Raw genomic sequence first — 26,051 nt, 5'->3', positions numbered from 1 at the left:
CCCGCAGGTCGCTCGCGGGGAGAGCCGCCGCCCCGCGGTCGGGGGTCAGCGGGTCGGCCGCGGCGGCCATCAGCCGGACCGGGCCGCCGTGTTTGCCGCGTAGTGGTCGTGCTCGCGCGGGCAGCGCCCGTCGCTCTTGGCATGTGGCTGGCCGCACTCGCCCTCGCACTGGCAGCGCCCGCCGGCCGCAGCCATCACCCCGCGGAACAGTCCCGTCGCAACGAGCGGTTCGGACGTCATGCGGCAACCGTCTTGGCGGATTCGGGTGCGGTCTCGGGAAGCGGCCCGTAGCCGTGGACCTCGATCCACACTCCGCCCCACTCCGTCTCCGCACGCAGCGATGCGGCCGTGGGCAGCAGGGAAAGCGCCACGTCGTCGGGGGCGATCTCCAGGGCTTCGCGCCACGCCTCGAAGTCGGTCAGCCCGTCGTGGAGGCTGATCACGATCACGGCGCCGAACTCATCAGGGCGGTACGTGGTGTGGACCGCAACGTCCGTGGTGGGCAGAGAGCCGAACGGTCCGGCCATCTGAGCGAGGATGCGAAGGGCGGGCTCCAGTCGGTGCAGGCTCTCGGCGCTCATGCTGCTTCTCCCTCTTCCTTGTCGCTCTCGGACTGGGCGGCGTCGTTGCTGTCGTGCTGGTCGTCGGTGGACGGTTCGGGGCGGAAGCGGGCTGCCGCGGAGCGCTCCGCCTTCAGCGCGTCGCGCAGCATCCGGGCGTTGGCCTGGGACGTGTGCACGTCGCGGCGGATCGCGTCCGCAGTCAGCTCCGCATCTGTCCAGTCGTCCGTGACCGTGCGGGCCTCGGCGAGCAGTTCCTCCGGGCTGCGCGACGGCTTCGGCTTCACGTTCTTGCGCGGGGCCCGCGGCTTGCGCTCCCGCCCCGTGGACGGCTGCGGCTCCTCGGGCGTCGGAACGGGCTCCGTCTCCGGTTCCGGCTGCGCTTTGGCCTCGGGTCGCGGCGCGCCGGGGGTGAGGTCGCCCATCTTCAGCAGCACGCGGGTGCGGTGCGGGGTGCGGCGGCGCCACTGGCGGCCGTGCTCCTCGCGGAGCTCCGCGCGGGCCAACTGCCGCTGCTGTTCCCGCTGTAGTGCCTCGCTGTAGGAGGTGATCTCCCACAGCGTCATCCGACGCCACAGCGCGAACGTCGACACCGGAGCAAGCAGCCACCGCGAGCGACGGATCTTCTCCATCCGCGTGCCCGTGGCGGCGCCGATCCGCACCGCGTAGATGTGCGCGGCGATCTCGGAGAACACCACCCACAGCAGCGGCATCGTGCCGTGCGCGAGCTTCGCCGACAGACTGTGCCCAGCCGCGACGTTCAGCCAGCACGTCACGCCCGTGAGAATCCACGGGACGAACCGCGCCCAGGCGAGCGGCATGTTCATCCGGATCAGCAGCAGGTTGGCCACGGTGAACGCGGGAATCGCCGCATCGATGCCGACCGGCAGCATCCACGGCTGACCAAAGCCCCACCGTTCAGCCGCCGACGACACCGCGTCGAACGACGACGCCAGACCCAGCGCACCGACCCCGGCGGCGGCCAGCGCGCCGACACCCATCAAGCCCATCTCGCCCCGCTTCAGCGGCGGGGCCCCATCGACCGTGTTCACACGGTGCTCCCTTCCGGTCCGGCGCCGTGCGTGCCGCGTCGGCCGGCGCGACGGCCGTTGACCGTCGCCCGGATCGGGGTGATGCCTTCGGTGACGAAGTGGCCGCCGCCCGCCTCCTTGGCGACGTACATCGCCTCATCAGCCCGGCGCAGCAGCGCCGACAGATCCGGCGCTTCACTGGCATAGACCGCGACCGCGCCGACCGAGGCGCCCACCTGCAACAGGCGGCCTTCGAACGGGACGGGCCGCGTCAGCGACCGGACCAGCCCGTCGCACAGCCGCTCCAGCTCCGCGCGGTCGCGGACCCGGGTTGCGGCAACGAACTCATCTCCGCCGAACCGGCCCACGATCCGGTTGTTGACCAGGCCCCAGCTCCTCAGCCGCTCGGACGTCACGGTCAGGACCGCATCCCCGGCGGCATGGCCGTGGGTGTCATTGATCTGCTTGAACCTGTCCAGGTCGACCAGGTAAACCGCGCTCTGCCCCCGGGCCACGGCACGGCCGGCGCGCTCAGTGAAGCTGTCGCGGGTCAGCAGACCGGTCAGCGGATCCCAGCGGGCAGCCTCGATCCGGCGGCGCATCCACAGGCTGTGCACAGACCAACCGGCGGTGAGCGGAAGCGCTGCGGCCAGCGCTGTCAGGGTGTGGCTCATGCCGCCACCCCCGACGGGCGCGAGCCGCGACGGCGACGGGCGGGCGGCGGCGTGAGCGGGATGACGTTCAGCAGCGCCGGGGCCTGGACCTCGATCGTCTCCACGGCAAGGCGGGTCACGGTGTCGAACAGGCTCGGGTCGTCGGCGAGGATGTCGCGGGCCGCGTCCAAACGGGCCGCGCACTCCATCTCGCTCTCGCCCTCCACCCCGAGCCACAGCTCCAGCGGGGTGCCCAGGGCCAGTTCAAGGAAGTCGTCGAGGGTGACGACCTGGTGACCTGCGATGAAAGACTTCATGGGAGCGCTCTCCTGATCTCAAGCGGGACGGGGAGACCCGGAGCGGCGGCGATGTCCTTTGCACGGGAGGGCCGCCGCCCCGGGGAAGAAACGAGGGTCAGACGCGGAACCGGCGGGGCCGGTTGAAGAGGTTGATCAGACCGCCGCTGACCGTGGTCACCGACGTGACGGTGACGAACACGGTCACGGCCAAGCTCGCGCCGAGGCCGTGGACATACATGCCGTTCATGACTGCGGCACCGAAGCCGAGCCCGATGAACAGCAGCCTGATGAGCGCCCGGGCCTTGATCATGGGCCGGAAGCCGCGGGGCGACGACTCAAACTCCTGTGGCCGAACGGTGCGCAGCACGCGTCCGTTCATCTGGACGTCGACGACGCTGCCGGCGGCCCGGTGCGCGGCGACACCGGCCACGCTGCCGAGCTCCTTGTCGGCGCGGATGCGGACGACGTCACCAATGGTGAGCAGCACGGAAGTTCCCCCTCGAAGAGTCGTTGGATACCGGGGCTCCGGCTCCCCTCAACCCCGCCCGTACGCGACGCCCCAAAGGGCTCCCGGACGGACGGAGGAGGCAACCGGCCGCGGCGTTAGCCGCCGCGATGCCGTGAGAGGTGACCGGTCGCCCGCCGAGCGCTGTCGCGCTCACGGGCCGGGAAAGGTGCGGCGCCGCCGTGCCGGTCGATCACGGCCGCGCCCATCGCTGTCGTTGCTTCACTGCCACTCCCTTAGATCGCCGAACAGGTGTTTTGCACTGCAAGGGGGACCTAGTCCCCACTCTCCGGCCGTTGCTCGCGGTCACCGGGCCACCTCGCCAGTCGGGCCGAAGCCCTGTCCCCTGGCCTTCAGCGGGATTGCAGCGTCCCCGCCTTCTGCATGGAGCGGCATACACAAAGTGCGTGGTGTGTATGACCTACCACTCAAGTTGGCAGATCGATTCCGCGTCGTCAACCGCTCTGGATTTCGAACTCGGAACCGGCGACCTGCCGTGTGGCGATGACTCAACTATCGCCAAGGGGAACGGACTTCAGGAGCGTGCACTTGGGGGTGCAGTCGTGCACTCCACTGTGTGAACCCCCTGCACACCAGGCCTGACCTGCGTAGAGTGACGGTGAGTCAAACTGGAACTTCGGCTGTTCCCTGGGGGAGCGATGGCAGACCGGAACGCCAGACTGGCCGCGCTCATTGAAGAGGCCGGTTTCACTCGCAAGTCGCTGGCGCGCGCGGTGATTGCCTCGGCGTCCCGCTTCGGCGAGACCGTGACCTGCGATCACACCTACGTGACGAGGTGGCTCGACGGCTCGATCCCGCGAGGGGAGAGGCCGAAGTTCATTGCTGATGCCATCGGCCGCAAGCTCGGCAGGCGTCTGACCATCGACGACATCGGCATGGGCTCTGCCGCCGTGTCCGCGATACAGCCCGATCTCGGCCTTGATTTCGCAGACCGCCCCGAGATCGTCACAACGACGGTGACGGACCTCTGGCGCGCAGACCTCGCCGAAGCCGAGCCCCTCGTACGAGCTCTTCCAGACTCCGACGCGTGGAACGCGGCGTCACTCCGATGGCTTGTCGCCCCATCAGATGGTGAGCTCTCACGAAAGGGCGCACGGGCAGTGGGGGCCGTCGACGTGGACATGGTCCGCTCAACCGCTGACGCGTTCAGCGTGCTTGACGGAAAGTTCGGCGGAGGGCATGCCAGGAAGGCCCTGATCCAGTACCTGCACACGGACGTCCGCCCCATGCTGAACGGTCGCTACTCGGACGCGGTGGGCAAGGCGCTCCACTCGACGGTGGCCGAGGCGCTTCTCCTCGCCGGTTGGATGTCGTACGACAGCGGGTTGCACGGCATTGCTCAGCGGTACTTCATTCAGGGCCTGCGCATGACCCAAGCGGCCGGCGACCGGCTGCTTGGCGGGAGCATCCTGTCCGCGATGAGCCATCAGGCCACGTTCGTCGGCCGATTTCGGGAGGCGGCGACGCTCGCGCGGGCCGCGTACACCGGTCCGGCTGCCAGCCTCACACCGACTCTGGCAGCGCAGTTCCGCGCGATGGAAGCCCGGGCCCTCGCCCGCCTCGGCGATGCCCAGGGATGCGATACGGCCCTTGTTGAAGCCGAACGGCAGTTGAGTCTTCGGACGGCCGACAGCGATCCGGCCTACATCGCGTACTTCGACGAGGTGGAGTTGGCGGCAGAGTTCGGGCACTGCTTCCGCGACCTTGGACGCTCGGTGCAAGCGACCGAACGGGGCGCCGGCTCCATCTTCAACGATGGCCTGAACAACAGGAGCGACTTCTTCGCCACGATGGTGCAGGCCGAGTCGTACATCAACCAAGGCGAGATAGGACGTGGATTCGAGATCGCCCTTGGTGCACTCAAACTCGGCGAGGGACTGAAGTCGGCCCGCTGCTTGCAGTACGTACGGGAGTTCCAGGGGCGCGTCACAGACGGCATGAAGCAAGCGGCAGAGTTCCGTGACTTCACGGAACAGGCCCGCGGCCTTCGTCTCTGGCGCCAGGTGGGCGCGGCGGCCTAGAAGGGCGCCCAGCCCCGCCGGGAACCACCTGAGCGCAAACTCTCCACGCGCTTCTCGACCTCACGTGCGGCATCAGGATTCGTGGCCGCGTTCTGCGACAGCCACGTGACCATCAACAGCTCGCGCACGCTGCGAAGAACCGGATAGCCGGACCACTTGCGGACATCGAAGCCGTATCCGTCCGCAAAGTCCTGGTACTCGCTCTCCGTGTGCCAGCCAAAGCTGTCGTAGTACATCGCCGTCTGCATCAGGTCCCACTCGCGCGGTCCGACCATGAAGCCGTCGAGGTCGATGACCTTCGGCCGTGAGAAACCATCGCGGAGCACGTTGCCGACGTTGAAGTCTCCGTGTACATGCCCCGGCGGCAGCACGAACCGCAGGTCCGCGAATTCGGCTTGCAGCTCGCGGGCCCGGGAAGACAGGTACGTCTGCGATTCTGTGGAGATCTCGGCGCGAGCCAATCGTTTCTCAACCCTGTCGAAGGGGCGGAGCTCGGGGAGAGAGAAGGACGGAGGCTCCAAGTCATGGAGCCTCCGCAGAAGTTCGCCCATCTCGCGGGTGCTGGCATACGTGTCGCCATTGGCCAGGCCCTGCCAGAAAGTCACTGGGTGACCTTCGACGACCACGGGTTGTTCCGCGTTCGTGGCCAGTCGAGCCGCAGGGTATTGCTCGCCAGCCAACCACTTGGCCACGGCTACCTCACGCTGTACGGACGGCAGCCGATCCGGGCTTCGACCGACTCGGGCCACGATCTGCCCGCCGTCAACTCGGAAGACCGCGTGATCACCGAACCGCAGCATCTCGATGTGGCCCGGCGTCACATCAGCGATGGAACAGGCCTCGCGCAGGATGCCCTCAGCGGACGCGGCGTCGAATATGGTGCGCTCGCTGGTCGTCACGCGTCCGCACCTTCCTTGACCGAGGGCAGCGCACGCACCTCGCGGCCTCGGGGCGCCACCTTGCCGATGAGGCCCTTGCCTTCCAATTCCGCGATGGCGGAACGAACCGCTGAGCGTGAGGCGCCAAACTGTCCGCACAGCTCCTTCTCGGTGGGGAAGCGGTCGCCGACCTTGACGTCCTTGAGGCGCAGAAGGTCGGTCACCTGCTCTACCAGAGGGCGGCGGTCCCCTGTGCCGGCCACGTACCAGCCCGCGCCCTGCACTGACTCGACCACGCCCGCGGCCTTGAGGGCACCCAGTGCGCGCTCGATCGTGCTGCGGCTCACCGAGTACTCCATGATGAGCTTGGCCTGGGACGGCAGCCGTTCCGTGATCTCGCCCTTCCTGATCTTCTCGCGCAGAGACTCGGAGACCTGCAAGTACGTGTCTCGCGGACTGGCCTGCGGCACCGGGGCCCTTCCCTTCATCGGTCAGTGCGTGACGAATCGCTGGGGATTCCGTCCCAGCTTCGCATGGTGGTCATACCCGGGCGGACGGGTAGAGGGCCTTGAGCTCTAGCCAGCCCACGTGACGCAGGGGCGTCAGCCGCAGCTCTTTGGAGTTCACCAGAAGGCCAGGATGCCGACGGCGCCGAAGCGAGCCTCCCGGGTCACGCCGTCGTCCACCCCGTACGGCTCGGAGGCGCCGTACGGGTCCAGCTCCAGCGCATCGAGCGCCTCGCGGAGCGGTCCGTGAGCCTCTAGCGGAAGGGCTGCGATGGTGTCGAAGTCGTGGGGTCCGATGCGCCAGGACCAGCTCACGCCGCGTCGCTTCCGGACTGCTTGGCACGCATGCGGGTGCGCCAGTCCTCGAAGGACTGTTGGGCTTCCTCGGCCCGAGGGGTGTCGTACTCGGGCGGCAGGGTCCCGTGCTCGCGGTAGTACGAGCGGATCCGCTCGACCTTCGGGGCCTCGTCCTCCGTCCAGCGGGTCACGAAGCGCTCCCAGCGGTCCAAGACCGCTTCGAGGTCGGTGCGGGGGGTGAGGTGGACCTCACGGAGGAAGTTCTGGCGCAGCTCGGGGTGCGGCAGGGCGTGCGCGATGCTGTCGATCGTCCACGGCTGGGTGCTCATCGTGCCCTCCGAGGCTGAGCGGTCTGTTCCTGCTCCACGGTATTGCGCTCCCTGTCCTCGTGTCATGGGTTGTCGTGGGTGGCGGTGCTGGGTACCGGAGCTTTGCCTCTCCTGCCGCAGGACTGTGTTCGGCGGGTTGTTCTCCCACCGTGCGGGAACTCAGCAAGATTGTTTACCGCCCGGCGGGAGGCGGCGAGGTTTCCTCTATCTCCGCAGGTGGGAGCCTGCTGAGCTGGATCGCATGATGACGATCAAGCGAATCAGCCCGGGGTCGGCGTACCGCTACTACCTCCGTCAGGTGGTGGTCGGTGACGGCCAGCGGAAGGGGCGGAACAAGTCCCTGAGTGACACCCAGGACGAAGTAGGAGTACCCGCAGGCGAGTGGATAGGGAGGGCCTTGCCCGCCCTCGGCGTCGCCGGAGCGGTGACTGAAGCGCAGATGCGGAGCCTCTTCGGGGAGGGCCTCCACCCTGAAGCGGACAGGATCGCGGCCGAGCTGAGCGCCGTCGGCGCGGGCCCTGCCGAGGTGCTGCGTGCGGTGAAGCTCGGGTACTCGCTGCGCTCGAAGACGGGCAAGGGTGGGTCGGTCGTCGCCTGGGACTGCGTCTTCCGTCCCCCGGCCTCGGTGACGCTGCTGTGGGCGTTCGGCACCGGGGCGGTCCCCGGCATCATCGACCGAGCGCACGTCGTGGCTCTGACCAAGACGGTGGAGTGGTTGGAGGGCCACGCCCTGATCGTGCGCTCCGGGGCCGGGAGCAAGGTCCGCAAGCCCGCAAGGCCGGGGGTGGTCGCCGCGAGGTTCCGGCACTTCGACAGCCGGGATCAGAAGCCGTTGCTCCATGACCACGTCGTGATCTCGGTCAAGGTGCAGCGCGAGGACGGCAAGTGGGCGCATCTGCATGGCCGGGTGCTGTTGGAGAACGCGGTAGCGGCGGGGGCGCTGTACAACCAGCTCGTACTCGAAGAGGTCTGCGCCGCGCTGGGGCTGGCTACTCGCCCGCGTATCGCGACCCCGGGCAAGCGGCCCGTGATGGAGATCGCGGGAGTGCCGGATGAGCTCATCGACTGGACGTCGACCCGCAACGAGGCCACGATGCGGCGCCTCGGGAAGCTCGTGGACGCCCACCGGGCCAGGACCGGCCGTGAGCCGGGCCCGCGGCTTCGCTCCCGGCTCATGGCTCGGGCCGCGCAAGAGGAGAGGCCACCAAAGAAGGAGATCGTTCCCCTGCCGGTCCTCCGGGCACGGTGGCGGACCGAAGCACTGGCGCTCTTCGGGGCCGACGTCATCGACTGGCTCTTGGAGCTGGCCCGCCGGGCCGCCTCCATGATCCGGGCCCGGATCCGAGCTGTGCTCGATGTCAGCTGCGCGGCCCGCGACGTCGCCAAGACGGTCTACGTGCACCACGGAGTGTTCCGGTACCGGCACCTGCTCGCCGAGGCCCGCCGGCACGTCGCCCAGACATCGCTTGGGGAGCGCACCGAGCCGGACATGGCCGAACGCATCGCGCACCAGGCCGTGCACACGTACTGCCGCGACATCAACCAGCACGGGGGCGACGGCAAAGCCCCGCGAGTCACCGATTACGTGACGTACACCGGGACATGGGATCCGACGCCGCCAGGCTCAGCGGCGGTCCAGGTATCCCGACTCACCAAGGAGCAACGCGTACGGATCGCTGGCCTTGAGCGGCAAGCTGAGCTGCGGCAGGCTGACCTCCACAGAGCCCGCATAGGTGACATGGTGCTCCAGCCCGCTCCGCCGAGCGCCCGCCCACGACACAGTGAACCTGAATCGCCGACGCGAAGTCTGCGGCCGTCGTGACAGATGCCAGAGCAGGTCGGATGCGGCACGACTGGCCGGAACTCGCCCTGTGCTTCGGACCCAAAGCTGTGGGGAGACCCATGGGCCTCCCCACACCAGTACGTAGCGTCAGCCTGTCAGGCTCATCGATGATGTCGAGGGCGGCAGGCTATCGACAACTCTTCACCGCCTCCCAGACTCACCGTCACGACTCTGAGGAGAACGATGTGTAGCGCGGATCGTCGGAGCAGGCTCAGTTGTCTTCGAAGCCGCTGTCTTCGAACTTCAGCTGGGCGGCGTTCTCTCGGACGGTGCGTACCTGCTGTTCAGTGAATCCTTCGGTCGTGGTTGCGGTGATTTCGATGCGGACCTCGAGCTGGACGCCGTCGGCGGCCTCGAGGTGCGCGAGGACTTCCTGCTGGATGTTGGCGAAGTCGGCGGCGGGGCGGTTGGGGTTGAGGGACTTGACGCCCCAGAACCTGCGGGTGGCCTGCTTGGCCGGCGGCGTCGGAGGCTGGGGGCCGACTCCCGGGGGAGGTGTGGCGGGGCGGGGTCCGGAGGACGGGACGACCGCTTCACCGCTGTTGCTGCCGTCCGACAGGGAGACCGGTTCGCTCGGCGGGGTGGCGACGACGCGTGCGCGCTGGGCGACCGCTCGTGCCGGCTGGACGAGGAGCGTGCCGTCGGTCACGAAACCGGGATCGGGCTTGTCACCGTGAATCCAGATGTTCTGGTACTCGTCGGTGGCCTCGTCGTAGCCATCGGCGAGGGCGAAGGCGTCCTGTTGCCAGAGGAGGACGTCGGCGGCGCCGAGCACGGCCTGTTCGAGTACCTGCCGGTTGGGCAGGCGCTTGAGGTAGGGGTACTGCGTGTACCAGGACCACAGGTCGCCGAACCTCACGTGCCCCTTGCCCCAGGCGTTGGCCAGGGCGCCTTCGAGAGCCATGCGCACGAGCGTGGCCCCGAGCACCGGGGTGATCCAGCCCTTGGCCTTGAGCGCCGCGGTGACGCGCTCGGCGAGGGAACCACCGTCCTTGGCGACACGGGTGAAGGAGATGGTCGGCTTCTGGCCGGGCTGCTCGGTCGGGATCAGCGCTGCGGTGAAGGCGGCGCGGACGCGGTCGTCGACGGCCGCGTCCAGCTGGCGGGCGCGGGTGACGGACTGCTTGCGCTGCTGGGCGCTGAGCTCGAGCTCCTCGGCCTCGTCGGCGATGGACTGCCAGGCTCGGTACTCGCGTACCACTCCGTCGAGCTCGGGGTAGGTTTCGCGATCGGCGGCGACCATGACCAGCATGTTGCGCCGCTGCCTCTGCCCGGTACCGGCCTCCCGCAGGAGACGCTCGGCGAAGTCCGTGGCGGTGGAGGCATCCTTGCCCCAGGTAAACCTCGGGTGCATAACCACGAGCTTGAGAACCTCGGAATCGGGGATGTCCCCGGTGTCGAGAGGCGCAGCATGCACAGCACCGAAGGACGCCTTGGGCGCCTTCCCTGTGGCCCTGAGGCGTTCGACGATCGTGGCGTGCACGTCGGCCTCGCTGTAGCCGGCTGCCCGGTCGGCTGCCACTCGGGAGACCGAAGCCGCCAGGTCGTACCAGGAACGGTCGCCGTCTTCGTAGAAGTACGTGGCACGCTGGCCCAGCAGGGCACGGGCGTCACCGATGTGATTGATGACGTCGCCGGGAACCGCAGTGCCCAGGCGGAGTTGCTGGATGTCCACGCCCTTGTGCGCCGAGCGCAATGTCGGGACGGTCGCGATGAACACCGACCGGGCGACACGCCTGGTGAGCGCTCGCTGCCCGAACGACGGACGCTCACGGTCAATCTGAACCGGGGTGGCCCCCTCGCCGTCGACGTCCTTGTCCACCACCGGCTTCCAGTTGTCATCGAGATACTTGGTGATCTCGCTGAAGACCTGGGTGTCGTGGACGGGCACCGCGCCGGGAGTGATGAGCGGCGTGGTGTCACCAGCGGCCCACAACGAGTTGATGACCACGCTCATCAGACGCAGCACACCGCGGGTCCGCTGGAACTTCGGCAGCGTCGACCAGTCCTCGTAGAGCCGGTCGAACAGCTCGGGATGGATCGGGTACGCCGCCCGGATGCGCTGCTCGTACTCGCCGGTGGTCGTCTCACGCGGGAAGAACCCGGTGTTCTCCTGGTAGTACTTCACGTATTGCTTGGCCACGGCGGAGATGTCCGCCAGGGCCACGGCATCGGGTTCTTCGAACAGGCGCCGGCGCACAATCTCGAAGGACTCGATGTTGTTGGCTGGCCGCCAGTCGTCGGCATTGCGGCCGATGGTGTGCTGCAGGGTCTCCAGAGCGACGTGCCCGTTGGGGCCACCCACCTCCAGCGCCGAGCCGCCGCCTCCGTTGTCGAGAGAATCGGAGGCGGGGATAGAGACCACGAGCATGACGCCCGGGATGGACTTGGCCATCTCGGTCAGGTGCTGGGCGAAGGTTTGCTGCGTGGCGAAGGATCCGCCGGGCAGGTCGTCGCGCCCCACGAGCTGGCGGGCGTAGGCCACCCACTCGTCGATCAGGACCAGCACGCTCTTGCCGCCGGCGACGACGTCGCGCACGACGGCGTCCAGCGCGTCGCCGGGATCAGTACCGGTCAAATCCGCCATCGAGACACGGTCGAACGCCTTGCGACCTCCGAGCTGCCAAGCCAGCTCCCCCCAAATCGTGCGCACCTGCGTGCCGTCGTCCTTGACGATCGGCTGGCTCGGGGAGAGCTTCGTGCCCACCAACGTGACCCGCTTCACGTCCAACGACCTCAGCGGGTCGCCCTCGGCCGTGGGGAAGGAGGCATGCACAACGTCCTGCACGGCCTGCGACAGCGCGCTTGTGGCCAGCCCCTCGGAGAACAGGTGATACAGAGCGAGCATCGAGTGCGTCTTACCGCCACCGAACTGGGTCTGCAGATTTATCACCGGGCTCGCCCCGGCGTCCCCGGAGAGACGCTTGAGCGCACGGGTCAGCAGGTCGGACAGACCGCTGGTGAGATAGGTACGAGAGAAGAACTCAGCCGGGTTCAGATACTCTGGCGCCGCGGTGTGCCCATGGGCCACGGCGTACAGATCGGCAGCGAACTCCGCGGCGGAGAACTGCCCACGGATCACGTCAGCGTGCGGCCGGATGACCTCACGCCACGGCTTGATCGCAGTACCAGCCTGCATCCCGGCCACCTTCACCGCCTGCGCCTCACGCATCAGCCGGTTGCGGGTCTGCTTCTCGAAGACCTCCCGCTGGTGCTCCATGCGCATCTTCGCGACAGCGTCGGCCTCGTCGCCGGCACCGATCACCGTCAGCAGGCGCTCGATCGTGTCCAGAGCGCGGTAGGTATCGTCCGAGGAGAACTTCTGCCCGTGGTGAGCCGCGTTCGCAGTCTCCCGCAGCTCCGAGGCCAACGCGGACTGCGGGCGCGAAAGGTCCTTCTCGAAGACCTTCCATCTCTCCGTAACGATGCGCAGCAGGAACCGTACGTCGTCCCGCGAGTACGTCTTGGCTGTGCCGAACTTCGCCACGTCCTCAGCGGCGATCAGTTCGATCCAGTCCTTGCCGGCCGGAGCCTGGGCGGACATACGCATGTCGACCCACGGCCGCATGCCCTCCAGTAGCTGGTCGAAGCTGCGCAGTACCTTCTCATTGTTCGCCAGCGCCATCAGATCTCCTCCCCAAAGAGCATCTCGGCCACAGCGGCCGGGCGAATCGTGGTCGACGTCGCGGAGACATCGGCCCACGCACCACCGAGCCCATTGAACAGGCCGGCGGTCGAGGAGTCCTGAGACTCCATCAGCTCGTACAAGCGCGTGGCCAGGCGGTTGACCTCGTCCAGTTCCACCCTCCCCTTGATCTCGGCCATGAGCCTGGCGGCCTCCTCGCGCCCCTCGGTCGCGTACGCACGCGCCAGGTGGCAGGTGACCTCCCACAGCGACAGCCGGTCGTCGTGAGCCGGATGCCACCGGGGGTCGAGGTCCTGCGGCTTGATCAGCGCGACCTTGCCAGCGCCGGAAGTGAGGGTTCCACCTCGGGCGATCCCGTCCACAGACAGGCCCAACGGCACGGCCAGCGACTCGGCGTCACCGTAGGGGCGTGTGTCCCAGCCATATGAACGGAACCAGTCCAGACAGAACCGGGTGTCGGCGTCGAGCTCGGCGTCGTGCTCGTTCTGCAGGGAGTCGAAGGTCTGATTGATCAGTGCTAGCGCGGTCTTCACGGACATCGCGGAACCGTCGTCCTCCAGCACGCGGGAGAAACGAGAGAACACCGCCATCCCCGGCCCCAGGATCGTCTGCCGTAGGTCCGCCGGAGCGATCGCACCCTCGCGAATCTTAGGAAGGGCAGCTTCCAGCTCATCATGTAGAGCGATAAGGAAACCGGTGCGATCGGTCGCAGACGCTTCCTGCTCTCGGGGTCTCAAAGCCAGCACAATAGATGAAGCAAGTGCATTCATACCGACGGACATCATGCGGTTTGGAAGTTCGGATCGCACGGGCCAAGTTGCAGTGATGGTCCAACCGGAGCGAATCATGCCATCCAGGAACGTAGACCACCCTGTGCTCGCAACCCCCTCCTTTTCTAGCTCCGCCTGCTTAAACGCATAGAAGACGGAGATGGGGTATTCATGAGATGCCGACTGGCGCGCACGCGAGAAGACGTGCTCGAACCCCTTCTCGAAAAAGGCCTCCGCTTCCTCCTTCCCTCCATGCCGGTACGGATTGGCTACGAGCTCCTCCGCCTTAGGAACGAGCATCGTCCCGAAGAGGTTTGAATGAACACTCCGGAGAGACCGTCGGAGCCAGACGTAGAAGAAGTCGGAAAGATCCGAGTATCCAATGTTGTCGTAATACGGAGGGTCGGTTGAGATAAGGAGGTTGTCGTACGCACGACTAGCGGCATCCGCCTGCCGCGCCGCCCCAGCGACTCGCACGGCAGACATGCCGTCAAGAACCTCGGCTTCGGAGGCGAGTACGGCAGTGAATCCGCCGCCGTATTCTTCAAGTGGCGGCGCTTCGGCGAAATCCCAAGTCATCGGGATTGCCTGCCGCTGGAACGATCCACGAAGCCGATTCATTCGAGCTTCCCAAGTGCACATGGTGTTATTACGCGCGGCAAGCTTACTAAGGGCGAAAGCGAGATACGTGGCCACCGCATCTGCATAGGCTTCAACGCCCGTGCCGCCATCACTAAGCGGGACTCCGCGACTACCCCCAGACGCAACACCGTCGGAGATAAGCCGCTCTCGAGCTTCACGGATGAGGTCGCCAAATGTGGTAAGCGCGACAAGTTGCCGATTGGTGAAAAGGTCTGCAAAATCCGTCATTCCATAGATCGGGGCCTTGATGTCGCGCGGATAGTGCCCCAACTCCCCATGCGGAATCTCCTCCGGGCGTTCTATTCTTGCCGCATCAATATGAACAGCATCAGGCTGGACGTAGATGCGACGCCGATCCTTTTCTGCGACTACAGCAACCAGCTGCTGACCAATGCGCTTTGCGCGCCCCTCGGATCGAATGTACTTGAGTTCAACAGCACTGCCGCACCCTACGCAGTGTGCACCCTTGCGGCCAACCGTCCCACTATCCGTGTTGCCGGGGGCAATCGCAACGTCGTGTTCGATCCGGAAATCGACACGTCGACCTCCGGGTGAGGCGTAATCATCGGTCAAAACAGGGACCGCATAGGCCTCCATGCCTTTCTTCTTGCCGAGCCACCATGAACCCATCAAGGGCATCCGAATACCGCACGCAGGGTTCGGGCAAATGACGGTACGCGCCCAAACCCATGCGATTGCGGTGGCCTTTACCGATCTCCCCGTTGGTTGCCCGTCGAGCCCGATGACGGGAACAGTTGCCTGTGGGTAAAGGTGGCCAATACGCTCCTGAGCGCGGTCGCGCATCCACGCACCGTACCGACGAACGTCCTCCGCCAGGCCTGTGGCGCGGGGCCAAGGCCCCAACCGACTCTCCGCAGCCCCCGGGAAGACGGGTGGCTGCCCCGCGAACTTCGGCGGGATCTCGATGAGGGCCTTGTTGATCAGTACAGGCACCGGGTTGAGGTCGCTGGCGTGAGCCTCCAAGCCCAGGCGCTGGGCCTCCAATGGGATTGTTCCGCCACCCGCGAATGGGTCCAGGATTGCTGGCGGATTCCCTCCCGTGCTCTTGAGGATTTCCTCGCGGGCTTCTCGATACAGGCCCTCGTCGTTGATGTTCTCCCAGGCCACCAGCCGTCGGATGATCCCGTGCAGGCGCTCGCGCTCCTTCTTCTGTTCCTCCTCTGTGGGGAACAGCTCGGGATGCGAAGACGGGTCGTCGACGAGCTGGGCGAACAGCACTGCCCGCGCCGCTGCCAGGGGGCGGCGGGCCCACCACAGGTGCAGCGTGGAGGGATGTCCGTGTCGGATCGACTTCTCGCGGGCCGACTCGGCGTTGATGTCCTCCAGCGGGAGGGAGACCTCGATGAGCTTGCGTCGAGGGACAGAACCTGACGGCGTTCCGGGCTGCACTGCGGTGTTCACCTACTCAATTTAGATTCCGAGGCGCTCGAACCGTGCCTCGGGTGGCAGTCGAGCGGATGAAAGCGTGTGGATCTTGTGCGTCAGAGAGGCTCTACACCGCGCTCCCACTCGGCCTTCCACCTGCGGCGCAGGTCGTCGACGTACTTGTCTAGGACGAGGTCAGCGAAGGGGTTGAGCACGTAGCGGACCTGGTCGTTGGAGCCGTCGGGGGTGTCAGGGTCGACGGCGACCAGGGCGAGCCGGTAGTCGGGCTCGGCGTTCTTGGCGTAGCCGACCTCGCTGGTGGTGACGGTGAAGTTGTCAGCGCCCAGCACTCGCCCCTTCACCTCGATGAAGACCAGGTGGCCGTCGGGCTTGAGGGAACGGATATCGAAGCCCTTGTTGGAGTGCGCCATCTCCTCAGGTTCCCGACCGAGCCGGCGTTCGGCAGCCAGTACGGCATCGACGGCCCGACGCTCGGTGACGGTGGTGTCCAGAGCGAAGCTGCCAGGTGTCGGCTGTTCGCCGACGGCCCCCGGGATGACCGTGGCGGGCAGGACGAGGGCGGCGCTGATGATCTGTGGCGGGTGCACGTTGACCTGGGTTTCGAGGTCGAGCTCGCCTTGACGGTAATCGAGCCGGGCCTCCAGTGATCGGGCGCGGTCACGTGCGGTGGCCGGCGACAGGCGGATCTTCTTGCCGGCCGCTTGCGCCTCGGTGAGCTTGATCGACTCGCCGTCCCAGTAGTTCATCTGCGCCAGCAGCCGCTGACGTACAAGTTTGCGTGTGCGCTCGACGGCCGGGACGACGCGAGAGGCAACGTCGGCGCGGTGCTCGGGGAGACCGTGCTGGATCGCCCAGTTCTGGGCGATCTTCTCCACGCCTTCGGCTAGCCAAGCGGTGGAGAGCTCGGAGTTGACGGCAAGGGCCAGTGCGGTGTGCTGCTCAAGGTTCAGACCTGCGGGCAGGGACAGGTCGAGGTACGGGGCGGGGCCTGCCGGCTGTGCGGTTCCGTCCGGCAACACGGAGACGTACTCGAACCTCTTGCTGATCGCGGTGCCCCGCCCGTCCGAGAGCTCCTCCAGGAGGGCGAACACGAGCTGGGGGGTGGTGATGCTCCGATCCAGGAAGGTGGCTCCGCGGGTCAGGGCGTCGCCATACCTGTTCAGGATCTCGGTGATGATCGCGTCCATCAGCGGATGACCGGGCGCTACGAGCTCGGCGTCCGGTCGGCCGGGTATCACCACGGCCGAGGGCTCGAAGGTGATGCGTGCGTAGCGCGGACTGACTGTGCGCCGACCTTCGCGCAGGACAGCGGGCACTTGGGTCAGCTCGAACCGGTCCTTCTCCCGCTTGGATGCCCGCCCGCCCAGGGCACGCAGGGACTCCATGACGAACGCCTGCACGAAGTGGGGCTGCATGCGCCGGGCGCGGGCCTCGTCCATCTGCCGACGCAGCTCGGCCAGCTCTTCCAGCCCGATGTCCGGGGTGGCCAGGGCACGTTCCTTGATCAGCTCCTGCAGCCCGACGGCCACAGACTTGTCGATGACCTGGTCCAGGTAGGCCCGGACCTCGGGCTGCTCGCCGTAGCGGATGGCTCGCATGAGCAGGTCGCGCAGCGGCTCGTCCGCGAAAGCGTTCTCCCCCAGAACGTCGAAGACCTTGCCGCCGTAGGCGCGGCGCTGCTGCTCGATCTTGGTCAGCAGGCGCTGGAAGACCTGACCTTCTCTGGTCTGGGAGGCCACGAGGTTCCACAGTCGGCAGACCTCGCGCTGGCCGATGCGGTGAATACGCCCGAAGCGCTGCTCGATCCGGTTGGGGTTCCAGGGGAGGTCGTAGTTGACCATCAGGTGCGCGGCCTGAAGGTTCAGTCCTTCGCCGGCGGCATCGGTGGCGATCAGGACGTGGCAGCGCGGGTCGTTGGTGAACTTGGTGCGGACCTCCCGACGCGCCTGGCGCGCGGTGCCGCCGTGGATCGTGCGCACGGCATCCCCATCGCCGCCCAGCAGGGTGGTGATGCGGCCTGCGAGGTAGTCGAGGGTGTCGCGGTGCTCGGTGAAGATGATGATCTTGCGCGGGGTGTGGTGGGCGCCGCTCAGGCCATCCTCGCGGGCCTTGAGGACGAGGGAACGCAACTCCTGCCACTTGCGGTCCTCACCCGCGGCACGCACCTGCTGGGCGATCTCCTCCAGACGTGCCAGGACCGCGAGCTCGGCGTCCAGCTCGGCTGCGGTGCGCGCGGCGGTAGCGGCGTCCAGGACCTCGCTCTCCAGCTGCTCCAGCTCTGCGGCTCCCAGCTCGTCGGATTCGAAGTCGTCTGGGTCGAACGACAGCGTCTCGGACGAGGGAATGAACGGGCCCGCCAGCGTCTGCTCTCGGTGGGTGCGCAGCCGGGCGATGCGGCGCCGGATCGACTGGTAGATCGCCTCAGGACTGGATGCGAGACGCCGCTGCATGACCGTGAGCGCGAAGCCGACCGTGCGCCGCTTGCCGTCGGCCTGCTCGGCCCTGTTCATCTCCGTGCGTACGTACTCGGTGACCTCTTCGTACAGGAGCATCTCCTGCGGGGAGAGGGTGTACTCGACGGTCTCAGCCACCCGCTCGGGGAAGAGCGGCTTGCCCTCGAAGGTAAGCAGGTCCTCTTTGATCATCCGGCGCATCAGTCCGGTGGTGTCGGTGGAGTGCACGCCCTGGCGGTACTGGCCGTCGTACCGGTCGGGGTCCAGCAGGGCGAGGAAGGTCTGAAAGTTGGCTTCCGACCCGGAGTGCGGTGTCGCGGTCATGAGCAGGAAGTGACGGGTGATTTTGCCGAGCAGCTGGCCCAGTTCGTAGCGGCGGGTGCGCTTGAGTTCGTTTCCGAACCAGGAGGCGCTCATGCGGTGGGCCTCGTCCACGACGATGAGGTCCCATTCCGACTCGGCGAGTATGGACTGCCACTCCTCGTTGCGGGCTAGCTGGTCCATGCGCGCGATCAGCATCGGGTTGTGCCGGAACGGGTCGCCGTCACGGTCCGCCTCAGCGAGGTCGCGTGTCAAGATCGCCATCTCGATCCCGAACTTCTCCGCGAGTTCGGCCTGCCACTGCTCGACCAGCCCGCCCGGGGCAACGATCAGACAACGCTGCACGTCGCCGCGCAGCAGCAGCTCCTTGAGGTACAGGCCAGCCATGATCGTCTTACCGGCGCCCGGATCGTCCGCGAGCAGAAAGCGCAGGGAGCCGGTCTGGGCCAGCATGGAGCCGTAGACGGCGCGGATTTGGTGGGGCAGCGGGTCGATGTCACTGGTCTCCACCGCCAGCATCGGGTCCGATAGTCCTGCGTGTTGCATACGCAGCGCCTCCGAGGCCAGACGGAACTGGCCGGGGTCGGCATCGAACGACCACCGCGACTTCGGGGCCTCAGAGCGGAGTGTGGCGATGTCGTCGGGAAAGAAGACCTGATCAGACAACTGGCCGAGGTCGTCGCGGATCGTGACTTGCAGAGCGTCACCGATCGGCGTGGCAGCCACAACAGTAACCGCCCCCGAGACCAGACCAGTCAGACGAACCCCAGGCTGGACCTCATCGGCGCGCATAGGATCCTTCCCCCCACAACCAGACGCCGAGAGACCTCGACGCCGACCGCCTTGGAAGTCGGCGCTTCCTCGAGGACGCAGTCACGCGTGTCCAGCATCACTGACGAACAGTGTCAGGCAGGTTACACGTAGCATTCAACCATTTTCTCCATAGAAATTTCACATCCTGACGATGATCAGGATCCGGAAGCCAGTGCCGCGGACTGACAGCCACCCCCAGGCCAACTCAGACGCATGGCCGCCACCCAAGGCCCACGCGGAGGAGACACAGCCGCTCCTGCCTCATGGAGACCTCAGTGAACGAACTCCGGAGCGGGCCGGGCGCGGCACGGGCCTCTGCCCCGGGGAGTGAACGGGGAGTGGATCAAGAAAACCCTGCCGTATGGCTCCCCCGGAAACCAACGCACACCAACGCTCTGACCTGCACAGGCACCAAACGATCCTGGTCAACGATCTTTCCGCACGTTATTCGGGACGAAGAGGTCGTGGGTTCAAATCCCGCCACCCCGACAGCTGAAACACCAGGTCAGGGCCACTTACTCTTGCGAGTAGGTGGCCCTGATCTGTTATGGGGCCGTTCCGGGAGAACTCCGGGAGAAGATCTTGGGATTTCTCTCCCGGGCGGCGCCTACCGCCGCGTTTTCAGACGTTCCTGCAGAAGATCGTTGAGCGCATTCACCGAGGACGTGGGGCACATCGCGAGCCGAGCGTCGAGCGCCCCCTCCCGCTCCGCAGTCAGTCCCATCTTCAGGCAGTCGCGCATCTGCCGAGTGATGTAGCGGGCCCGGACCGATCCGTCCCATGTGGCCCATGCGCTCGCCCATCGGCTTCGGTGGGGTGCGCAGCTCCTCCATGCGCGTTGTGTGCGTGTGCCGCAGTCCATGAGGAGTCGGCCCCTTCGCGATCGGCATCCAGCCCGCATCCGTCCGGCCTGCGGCGCCTCTCCCCCGCGCCGGAACGCCTGGTCAGGGCTCGCCCAGGAGCGGCACAGGTCGTGCCTCCTGCGGTGCCTTCTTCGGGTACCGGCCCGAAGCGGCCGGTGTGAACAGCCACGTGGCGAACCCGTTCCTCCGCCAGTGCGCAGCCCGGCCGACGGCACCCCCGCCGCACGCGAAGCCGAGAGCGTCGATGGCCTCCCGGACGCGGGTCTCGGTCGCCTCGGCCACGGCGTCGGGCCGGTCGAGGACGTCGGACGCTGTGCCCGTGGAGACGCCGGCCCGCCGGGCCACATCCACCACCTTGGCTCCCGTCTCTCCGGTGCGGGAGATTCCCTGCCCTCTGAAGACATGTGTCTTGCCATGGCAGGGGCAGGCGATTGGTCGTGTACGAGCGACATGCCCGGACAACAGGCGAGCAAGCCAGGGCGGGAGATCAATGGTGCGATAGCTGTCGTCCTTGGGAGGACAGCGCTCGAACTGTCCCGAGTCGAGCTCGTAGAGCTGCCACTCCACGCGCAGAGCGGCCGGCCGGAGGAACTCGGTCTCCAGCCCCACTAGTTCGCCCCAGCGCATGCCGGTGTAGCCCTTAGTGATTCCAGCCACGAACTCGTCATCGCGACCGGACAGAAGCGAGGCACGCTCAGCGACGAGAAGGATGCCGAGTGGGTCCGTAACCACTTTCTCCGGGCCGCGGTCGAGCGGATCGGTATCGCCCGGTACGACAAGGCGAAGTGGCGGGACAGCGGTGAGGTTGCGTTCATCGCCGACCGCGTCGCGTCGGGGCGGGCGTACAAGCGTGGCGAGCAGACACAAAGCGTCAGCCGTGTAACGGCGACGCCCCTGGTCGCGGCGGCTCACGGACTACCAGAGGGCTCCGATGTGCACGCGCGGGCTCGGCTCGTGAAGGAGGGGGATCAGCCGACCCGCACCCTTACGAGCTACTACCGGCCCGAGCATGTCGAGGGGACGCGGATCGTCGACCCAGCGCCAGGGCCTGCCGGCCGGGGCGGTGGCTTCCGTGTGCTGTATGACGCGGGGTACGAGATCGACCACATGCGCGAGGAGTTGTTCACGAGGGTCGCGTCGCCCGAGGAGGCGGCATTGCTCCAGCTGTCGTCAGGGGAGTGGGTCGTGGAACTTCATCGCACCACGTACACCGCCGATGGCACGGTCGTTGAGTTCGCCGTCGGTGTCCATGCGGCAAGCCGCTTCGCGTGGGCGTACGACTTCAAGGTCCCCGACTCGTCGCGTGAGGCGGCCCAGTGATCTCGGCACAAGCGTGGTCCGATGCTCAACGGCTCTGGGATTTCCAGCAGATGCACCACGAGCCGCGGCCCTGCTCAGTGGGCATCGGACTAGGCAGCCACGACTTGGGTGTGGCTGATGTGACGGTCGACCTGTACTGGCGCGGAATGATGCCGCTCATCGTCTTCACGGGCGCCACGAGTCGCACCACGTGTGAGCGAATGCCCCGGGGCGAGGCAGAGCACTACCGGGAGCGGGCACTTGAGCTGGGCGTACCGACAGACGCCGTACTCGTCGAACCGAACGCGCGGAACACCGGCGAGAACTGAGCTTCCTCCGCTTTGACGGACACCATTGGTGTGGTGGTCAGGCTGCGAGTGCGGTCTCGTACTCGGCGGGGCTGAGGTAGCCGAGGCTGCTGTGCAATCGGTGCAAGTTGTACCAGCCCTCGATGAAATCGAAGATCGCGGTGCGGGCGGCGGCCCGGCTGGGCCAGGCGGAGGTGCCGAGCAGTTCGCGTTTGATGGTCGAGAAGAACGACTCGGCGAGCGCGTTGTCCCAGCACTGACCGGTGCGGCCGACCGACAGTCGAATCCCGAACTCGCTTGCCAGCGAGGCGAATTGCTGACTGGTGTACTGGCAGCCGCGATCCGAATGGAAGATCACGGGATGGGTGGGGCGACGCTGCCGGCAGGCGTCTGTCAGCGCGTCGGCCACCAGCTCGGTTCGCAGGTGATCGGCGGTTGCCCAGCCGACCACGCGCCGGGAGGCGATGTCGATGACCGTGGCCAGATAGAGCCAGCCCTCCTCGGTCGGGACATACGTGATGTCGCCGCACCAGCGGGCATCGAGCCCGGTGCGGTCGGGCTGGAAGTCCCGGACGATGAGGTCGGGACGGAAGGCAGCCCTGGGATCAGGGATCGTGGTCAAATGCCGTCGTCTGCGGTGCCGGCCCTGCAGTCCTGCGGCCTGCATCAGTCGTGCGACACGACGGCGACCGCACCGGGCACCCTCGCGCATGAGCACGGCGTGCACGCGCGGGGCCCCATAGGTTCCGCGCGATTTCGCATGGACCTCGACAATCTGCTTGGTCAGCTCGGCATCCCGCACTGCACGGGGGCCAGGCAGGCCGGAGCGACGGGCATAGAAGGCGGTCCGGGAGACCTTCATCAGCTCACACGCCCGTTCGACGCTGTGACCTGCCTGCTTCTCCGCCTCGATGAACGGGTGCACCGTCACCGGGTCTCCTTCGCGAAGAAAGCTGTGGCCCGCTTGAGTACGTCGACATCCTCGCGCAGCCGACGGTTCTCCCGCCGCAACGCGGCCAGTTCCTCGCGCTCACTGCTGGTCAGCCCGTTGCGCTCGCCCGCATCGACCTCGGCCTGCTTGACCCAGTCCCGCACCGCGGTCTCGGTCAGCTCGAAGTCCTTGGCGACCTGCCCGACCGAGCGGTCACCCCGTCGGCACAGCCCGACGATCTCGGCCTTGAACTCCGGCGTAAACGAACGACGAGGGCGGCGAGGCTTCTTCTTCCCCATGCTCTCCATGATGGACATCCTCCCGGGGCTGAACCCCTGATCTCGAATGTCCGTCAAAGCGGATCAAGCCCAACCATCCGCTTTTCGCGCTCGCTGCTTGTGGAACGCGGGGTCGACGTCTCGTCCGTCCTGCTCGTCAGTAAGCCGTACGAGGAACGGAGGGCCCACGCGACCGCGCGCAAGCTCTGGCCGGAAGTCGAGATCGTCAGCGCGTCCGCTCCGATGACGCTCGCAGAGTACGTGGACTCTATTCAGGACCCGCGACTCGTCCTGGACATGCTCGTCGGGGCCCAGCAGCGCCTGCTCATTTACCCGGAGCAAGGGTTCATGATCCGTCAGGAGATTCCTGAGCCTGTGGCCGCGGCCTACGACCGCCTTTGCAGTGAGGGATTCACGAGCCGTCTCGTACCGACCTCGTGACTGAACTCGCGGCCACCACGCACGCAGTAAATGACACGGTTCGGTGAGAGTTACTCGGCATCATCAAGACCCGCGCACGGCGCTGGCGCGCGCCGCCTCAACGGCGCGTCTTCCGCCGGTAGTACCACCGCTCGTAGGGGGCGTGTGCCGCTGCGATGCCGACACCGGCCCCCATCCACAAGTCAGCGTTCAGGTGGCCCAAGGCACGGCGGACGTTCGCAGCGTCGAGCGGCTTGCCGACGGCCGGACGACCCCATCTGATAGGAAACCCCGCCGATCGGGCTCAACGCGTGCCGATCGCTTGCGGGTAGTTGAAGAAGCCGGCCGGGTCGTATTTCCGCTTCACGTTGACCAGACGGGGGTAGTTCGTGCCGTAGTAGGCCTGCCGCCAGTTCTTCAGTGTCGGGTCGGGGAAGTTCTGGTACGCGCCTTCGGGCGACTTGTCGGGGAAGATGTCGTCGTAGAACTGCGTGAGCCAGTGGAGGTTGGCTTCGGCGACGCCGGGGTGGTCGTAGTCGGCCCACGAGGTCTCGGCGGCGAAGACGAAGAGGTCGTTTCGGTGTACGAACGCGGTCGCGTTCGGCGGTACCTGGTTGATCTCACCGCCGAGGGCGAACATGGCGAACCCGGCTCCGTCCTCGTTGCCGCTGCCAGGCCAGTCCAGCAGGCGCTCGGCTGCCGCGCTGACCTGCTGATCGGTCAAGAGAGTGCGGGAGTCCAGGATCGCCGATTTGGTGGCAAAGCGTTCGATCGGTGTGGTGGCGCTCAGCAGTACGCTCGCCTCACCGGGCGTGACCTGACGAACGGACGCGCTGTTGCGGGCGCGTTCCTCGGTCGTGCCGATCTCGAGTAGCGGGTCGAGGATGGCACGCAGTTCCTGGACAGTGCCGTAGTACTGGCCGATGGCGTTGACGTTGGCGTTCGCATGGATCTGTGTCCTGGTCATCCCGTTGGTACCGATGCCCAGACGCAGATGGAACCGCCTGTCGCCCACGGTGTCCTGGGCAATGTGCTGCGCGGCGGCGATCACCGGCAGTACGGAGTCCAGGCTCCAGCGGAGCTGGTAGAAGCCCACGGTGCCCTCGAACTGCTCGTACTGGAAGGTGAACGAAGTGTTGACACCGAAGTTGTTGCCGGCTCCGCCGCGGCAGCCCCAGAACAAGTCGGGGTGCGCATCCTTGCTGGCCTTGACCGTGCGTCCGTCGGCGAGCACGACGGTCGTGGCAACGAGCCGGTCGCAGGTCAGGCCGAACATCTTGTCGCTGAAGCCGATACCGCCGCCAAGCACCAGCCCTGCGACCCCGACGCTGGGGCAACGACCGGTCGGCACGAACATGCCATGGTCCTCCAACAGCGGATGCAGGTCGCCATTGGTGACGCCGGCCCCTACGGTGACGGTACCGGCGTCGTGCACAACCTTCATCGGCCCGTAGACCCGAGGGTGGGCACCGCCCGGCTTCGGAGTGGAGACGATGCTCTTCATGCGGGCCATATTCAGCAGCAGGCCCGTGGTGGTCGAATACCCGGCGTAGTTGTGTCCCAGCCCAGAGCGCGGTACGGCGGGCAGCCCTACCGCGCGAGCCCAGCGGATCGCTTCAGACACGTCCTCGGTAGTTGCGCAGACAACGATGCCGGCAGGCCGAATTCCGGCGTACCTGTGGTTGTACGGCAAGGCCAGCGACGGGTATACGGAGCCATGCGGCCGGTAGAGGGTAGCCCCAGGGGACAGCGCAGCAGCCAACCGCTTCCAGTCCCGAGCGCCAACTGGTCCTGCTGCCTCAGCTGCCGCAGCCGCACTCTCCGGTGCCTGCAGCCCCAGCGCCCCACCCACGCTGCCCAGCACACCTGCCCGCAGCACGTCCCGCCTGTCGATCACAGTGACCTACCCTCACGCAGCTGTCGCAGGTTCCTCCTGCGATCCCATCGGCCAGTTCACTGCTCGTCGACCGGTGCCATCCCCGTCGACCGCCCACTCGCCAGACCCACCACACGAAAGGACGAGGGACGCACTGCCAAACAGCTCAGACACACACCCAGGGCCGTTGCCCGCCCATCAAGGCCGAACATCCCCTTGATCACAGAGCGGAACGGTCTGCCCCTGTCCGTCGGGCTCTCCGGCGCCAACCTGCACGACAGCCAGGCTTTGATCCCGCTGGGGCAAGGCATACCGCCGATCCGGTCCCGCCGCGGCCGGCGGCGGCGCAGGCCGAGCACCCACCGGTCACGTCTGCCATGGGAGGCGGTGTGGCGCGGCCACCGCGGGCGAAGCCCGCTATCCGAGCGCGGATCGTCACCCGGCGGTACTCGCGGAGGGCCGCTGCGGTCGTCAGGTGCATGATGAGGCCCAGCTATTGCCACTCCGCGGTGAGCCCGGCCATCAGGCCATCGCGCATCTGCCGAGTGATGTAGCGGGCCCGGACCGATCCCTCCATGTGGCCCACGCGCTCGCCCATCGGCTTCGGTGGGGTGCGCAGCTCCTCCATGCGCGTTGTGTGCGTGTGCCGCAGTCCATGAGGAGTCGGCCCCTTCGCGATCGGCATCCAGCCCGCATCCGTCCGGCCTGCGACGCCTCTCCCCCGCGCCGGAACGCCTGGTCAGGGCTCGCCCAGGAGCGGCACAGGTCGTGCCTCCTGCGGTGCCTTCTTCGGGTACCGGCCCGAAGCGGCCGGTGTGAACAGCCACGTGGCGAACCCGTTCCTCCGCCAGTGCGCAGCCCGGTCGACAGCGCCCCCGCCGCACGCGAAGCCGAGAGCGTCGATGGCCTCCCGGACGCGGGTCTCGGTCGCCTCGGCCACGACGTCGGGCCGGTCGAGGACGTCGGACGCTGTGCCCGTCGAACGGCCGACCTGTACCGGCGCGGCTTGATGCCGCTCATCGTTTTCACCGGCGCCCCGAGCCGAACCACCCGCGAGCGGATGCCCGGAGACGGGGCGGAG

General features: G+C 67.0%; 18 protein-coding genes and 6 pseudogenes. 6 read left to right on the top strand and 18 right to left on the bottom strand.

Going from position 1 to position 26,051, the window contains the following annotated elements; genetic code table 11:
- Positions 1–69: 69 nt before the first annotated feature.
- The 6 genes from OG878_RS21850 to OG878_RS21825 all read right to left on the bottom strand — a co-directional run bounded on the left by OG878_RS21850 (position 70) and on the right by OG878_RS21825 (position 3,030).
- Positions 70–240: a hypothetical protein gene (locus OG878_RS21850; protein ID WP_328888341.1), complete on the bottom strand. Its 171-nt coding sequence runs from the start codon at positions 238–240 to the stop codon at positions 70–72.
- Complete coding sequence (locus tag OG878_RS21845) at positions 237–581, bottom strand: hypothetical protein (protein WP_328888340.1); 345 nt, start codon at positions 579–581, stop codon at positions 237–239. Before OG878_RS21845 ends, OG878_RS21850 begins: the two co-directional genes overlap by 4 nt.
- Positions 578–1,612, bottom strand: coding sequence for a DUF2637 domain-containing protein (locus OG878_RS21840; protein WP_443049141.1), 1,035 nt, complete (start codon positions 1,610–1,612; stop codon positions 578–580). Before OG878_RS21840 ends, OG878_RS21845 begins: the two co-directional genes overlap by 4 nt.
- Entirely contained in the window at positions 1,609–2,193 is a 585-nt protein-coding gene (locus tag OG878_RS21835) for a GGDEF domain-containing protein (protein WP_328888339.1), read from the bottom strand. Before OG878_RS21835 ends, OG878_RS21840 begins: the two co-directional genes overlap by 4 nt.
- Positions 2,194–2,261: 68 nt before the next feature.
- Positions 2,262–2,561 (bottom strand): hypothetical protein, encoded by a 300-nt coding sequence (locus OG878_RS21830; protein ID WP_328888338.1) that lies wholly within the window; start codon positions 2,559–2,561, stop codon positions 2,262–2,264.
- A gap of 97 nt (positions 2,562–2,658) precedes the next feature.
- Positions 2,659–3,030, bottom strand: coding sequence for a hypothetical protein (locus OG878_RS21825; protein WP_328888337.1), 372 nt, complete (start codon positions 3,028–3,030; stop codon positions 2,659–2,661).
- Between the two features lie 677 nt (positions 3,031–3,707).
- On the opposite strand from OG878_RS21825, the gene OG878_RS21820 reads away from it, so the two are divergent.
- Positions 3,708–5,090 carry a hypothetical protein gene (locus tag OG878_RS21820; RefSeq protein ID WP_328888336.1) on the top strand — a complete coding sequence of 461 codons (1,383 nt, stop codon included), beginning with the start codon at positions 3,708–3,710 and terminating at the stop codon, positions 5,088–5,090.
- On the opposite strand, the gene OG878_RS21815 is transcribed toward OG878_RS21820, so the two are convergent.
- The 4 genes from OG878_RS21815 to OG878_RS21800 form a co-directional block, all read right to left on the bottom strand.
- The gene (locus OG878_RS21815) at positions 5,087–5,989 is read right to left on the bottom strand and encodes a phosphotransferase enzyme family protein (RefSeq protein ID WP_328888335.1); all 903 of its coding nucleotides are present in this window, start codon (positions 5,987–5,989) and stop codon (positions 5,087–5,089) included. The two genes, OG878_RS21820 and OG878_RS21815, sit on opposite strands and share 4 nt — an antisense overlap.
- On the bottom strand, positions 5,986–6,438 hold the full coding sequence (locus OG878_RS21810; protein WP_328891325.1) for a GntR family transcriptional regulator: 453 nt from the start codon (positions 6,436–6,438) through the stop codon (positions 5,986–5,988). Before OG878_RS21810 ends, OG878_RS21815 begins: the two co-directional genes overlap by 4 nt.
- Positions 6,439–6,591: 153 nt before the next feature.
- Positions 6,592–6,789, bottom strand: a complete 198-nt coding sequence (locus OG878_RS21805; RefSeq protein WP_328888334.1) for a hypothetical protein — start codon at positions 6,787–6,789, stop codon at positions 6,592–6,594.
- The gene (locus OG878_RS21800; protein ID WP_328888333.1) at positions 6,786–7,100 is read right to left on the bottom strand and encodes a hypothetical protein; all 315 of its coding nucleotides are present in this window, start codon (positions 7,098–7,100) and stop codon (positions 6,786–6,788) included. The genes OG878_RS21805 and OG878_RS21800 overlap by 4 nt, the downstream gene beginning before the upstream one ends.
- 244 nt (positions 7,101–7,344) lie before the next feature.
- Between OG878_RS21800 and mobF the strand changes: the two genes are divergently transcribed.
- Positions 7,345–8,922: a MobF family relaxase gene (mobF, locus tag OG878_RS21795; protein WP_328888332.1), complete on the top strand. Its 1,578-nt coding sequence runs from the start codon at positions 7,345–7,347 to the stop codon at positions 8,920–8,922.
- 232 nt (positions 8,923–9,154) lie between these two features.
- On the opposite strand, the gene OG878_RS21790 is transcribed toward mobF, so the two are convergent.
- The 4 genes and pseudogenes from OG878_RS21790 to OG878_RS21775 all read right to left on the bottom strand — a co-directional run.
- Positions 9,155–12,568, bottom strand: coding sequence for a Swt1 family HEPN domain-containing protein (locus OG878_RS21790; RefSeq protein ID WP_328888331.1), 3,414 nt, complete (start codon positions 12,566–12,568; stop codon positions 9,155–9,157).
- A complete protein-coding gene (locus OG878_RS21785) occupies positions 12,568–15,423 on the bottom strand; it encodes a DUF1156 domain-containing protein (protein WP_328888330.1) in 2,856 nt (951 codons plus the stop codon). Before OG878_RS21785 ends, OG878_RS21790 begins: the two co-directional genes overlap by 1 nt.
- Positions 15,424–15,503: 80 nt before the next feature.
- Positions 15,504–18,908 (bottom strand): helicase-related protein, encoded by a 3,405-nt coding sequence (locus OG878_RS21780; protein ID WP_328888329.1) that lies wholly within the window; start codon positions 18,906–18,908, stop codon positions 15,504–15,506.
- A 694-nt stretch (positions 18,909–19,602) separates the two neighbouring features.
- Positions 19,603–20,608 (bottom strand): annotated as a pseudogene (locus OG878_RS21775) (LacI family DNA-binding transcriptional regulator); the annotation flags it as partial.
- Here OG878_RS21775 and OG878_RS21770 point away from each other — a divergent pair.
- Together OG878_RS21770 and OG878_RS21765 are read left to right on the top strand one after the other, a co-directional pair.
- Positions 20,606–21,178 (top strand): annotated as a pseudogene (locus tag OG878_RS21770) (UTRA domain-containing protein); the annotation flags it as partial. The pseudogenes OG878_RS21775 and OG878_RS21770 sit on opposite strands and share 3 nt — an antisense overlap.
- Positions 21,175–21,483, top strand: a pseudogene (locus tag OG878_RS21765) (YdcF family protein); the annotation flags it as partial. The pseudogenes OG878_RS21770 and OG878_RS21765, both read left to right, overlap by 4 nt.
- 40 nt (positions 21,484–21,523) lie before the next feature.
- On the opposite strand, the gene OG878_RS21760 reads toward OG878_RS21765, so the two are convergent.
- Entirely contained in the window at positions 21,524–22,396 is an 873-nt protein-coding gene (locus tag OG878_RS21760; protein ID WP_328888328.1) for an IS3 family transposase, read from the bottom strand.
- Positions 22,393–22,704, bottom strand: a complete 312-nt coding sequence (locus OG878_RS21755) for a transposase (RefSeq protein WP_390838786.1) — start codon at positions 22,702–22,704, stop codon at positions 22,393–22,395. The genes OG878_RS21760 and OG878_RS21755 overlap by 4 nt, the downstream gene beginning before the upstream one ends.
- Before the next feature lie 66 nt (positions 22,705–22,770).
- Here OG878_RS21755 and OG878_RS21750 point away from each other — a divergent pair.
- Positions 22,771–23,115, top strand: a pseudogene (locus OG878_RS21750) (YdcF family protein); the annotation flags it as partial.
- A gap of 283 nt (positions 23,116–23,398) precedes the next feature.
- Here OG878_RS21750 and OG878_RS21745 read toward each other — a convergent pair.
- Entirely contained in the window at positions 23,399–24,991 is a 1,593-nt protein-coding gene (locus OG878_RS21745) for an FAD-binding oxidoreductase (protein WP_328888327.1), read from the bottom strand.
- Positions 24,992–25,195: 204 nt separating this feature from the next.
- Here OG878_RS21745 and OG878_RS21740 point away from each other — a divergent pair.
- Positions 25,196–25,324: pseudogene (locus OG878_RS21740) on the top strand (IS5/IS1182 family transposase); the annotation flags it as partial.
- Positions 25,325–25,466: 142 nt separating this feature from the next.
- Here the strand turns inward: OG878_RS21740 and OG878_RS21735 are convergent.
- Positions 25,467–26,018, bottom strand: a pseudogene (locus OG878_RS21735) (LacI family transcriptional regulator); the annotation flags it as partial.
- Positions 26,019–26,051 lie beyond the last annotated feature (33 nt).

The sequence above is a fragment of the Streptomyces sp. NBC_00316 genome, assembly GCF_036158715.1.
GTDB lineage: Bacteria > Actinomycetota > Actinomycetes > Streptomycetales > Streptomycetaceae > Streptomyces.
This window is presented reverse-complemented; position numbering and strand designations above follow the sequence as displayed.

What these genes read in the sequence shown, in the direction of transcription:
- OG878_RS21850 (WP_328888341.1), bottom strand. Translation starts at nt 240, where the DNA reads ATGACGTCCGAACCGCTCGTTGCGACGGGACTGTTCCGCGGGGTGATG.
- OG878_RS21845 (WP_328888340.1), bottom strand. Translation starts at nt 581, where the DNA reads ATGAGCGCCGAGAGCCTGCACCGACTGGAGCCCGCCCTTCGCATCCTC.
- OG878_RS21835 (WP_328888339.1), bottom strand. Translation starts at nt 2,193, where the DNA reads ATGCGCCGCCGGATCGAGGCTGCCCGCTGGGATCCGCTGACCGGTCTG.
- OG878_RS21830 (WP_328888338.1), bottom strand. Translation starts at nt 2,561, where the DNA reads ATGAAGTCTTTCATCGCAGGTCACCAGGTCGTCACCCTCGACGACTTC.
- OG878_RS21820 (WP_328888336.1), top strand. Translation starts at nt 3,708, where the DNA reads ATGGCAGACCGGAACGCCAGACTGGCCGCGCTCATTGAAGAGGCCGGT.
- OG878_RS21800 (WP_328888333.1), bottom strand. Translation starts at nt 7,100, where the DNA reads ATGAGCACCCAGCCGTGGACGATCGACAGCATCGCGCACGCCCTGCCG.
- mobF (WP_328888332.1), top strand. Translation starts at nt 7,345, where the DNA reads ATGACGATCAAGCGAATCAGCCCGGGGTCGGCGTACCGCTACTACCTC.
- OG878_RS21790 (WP_328888331.1), bottom strand. Translation starts at nt 12,568, where the DNA reads ATGGCGCTGGCGAACAATGAGAAGGTACTGCGCAGCTTCGACCAGCTA.
- OG878_RS21755 (WP_390838786.1), bottom strand. Translation starts at nt 22,704, where the DNA reads ATGGAGAGCATGGGGAAGAAGAAGCCTCGCCGCCCTCGTCGTTCGTTT.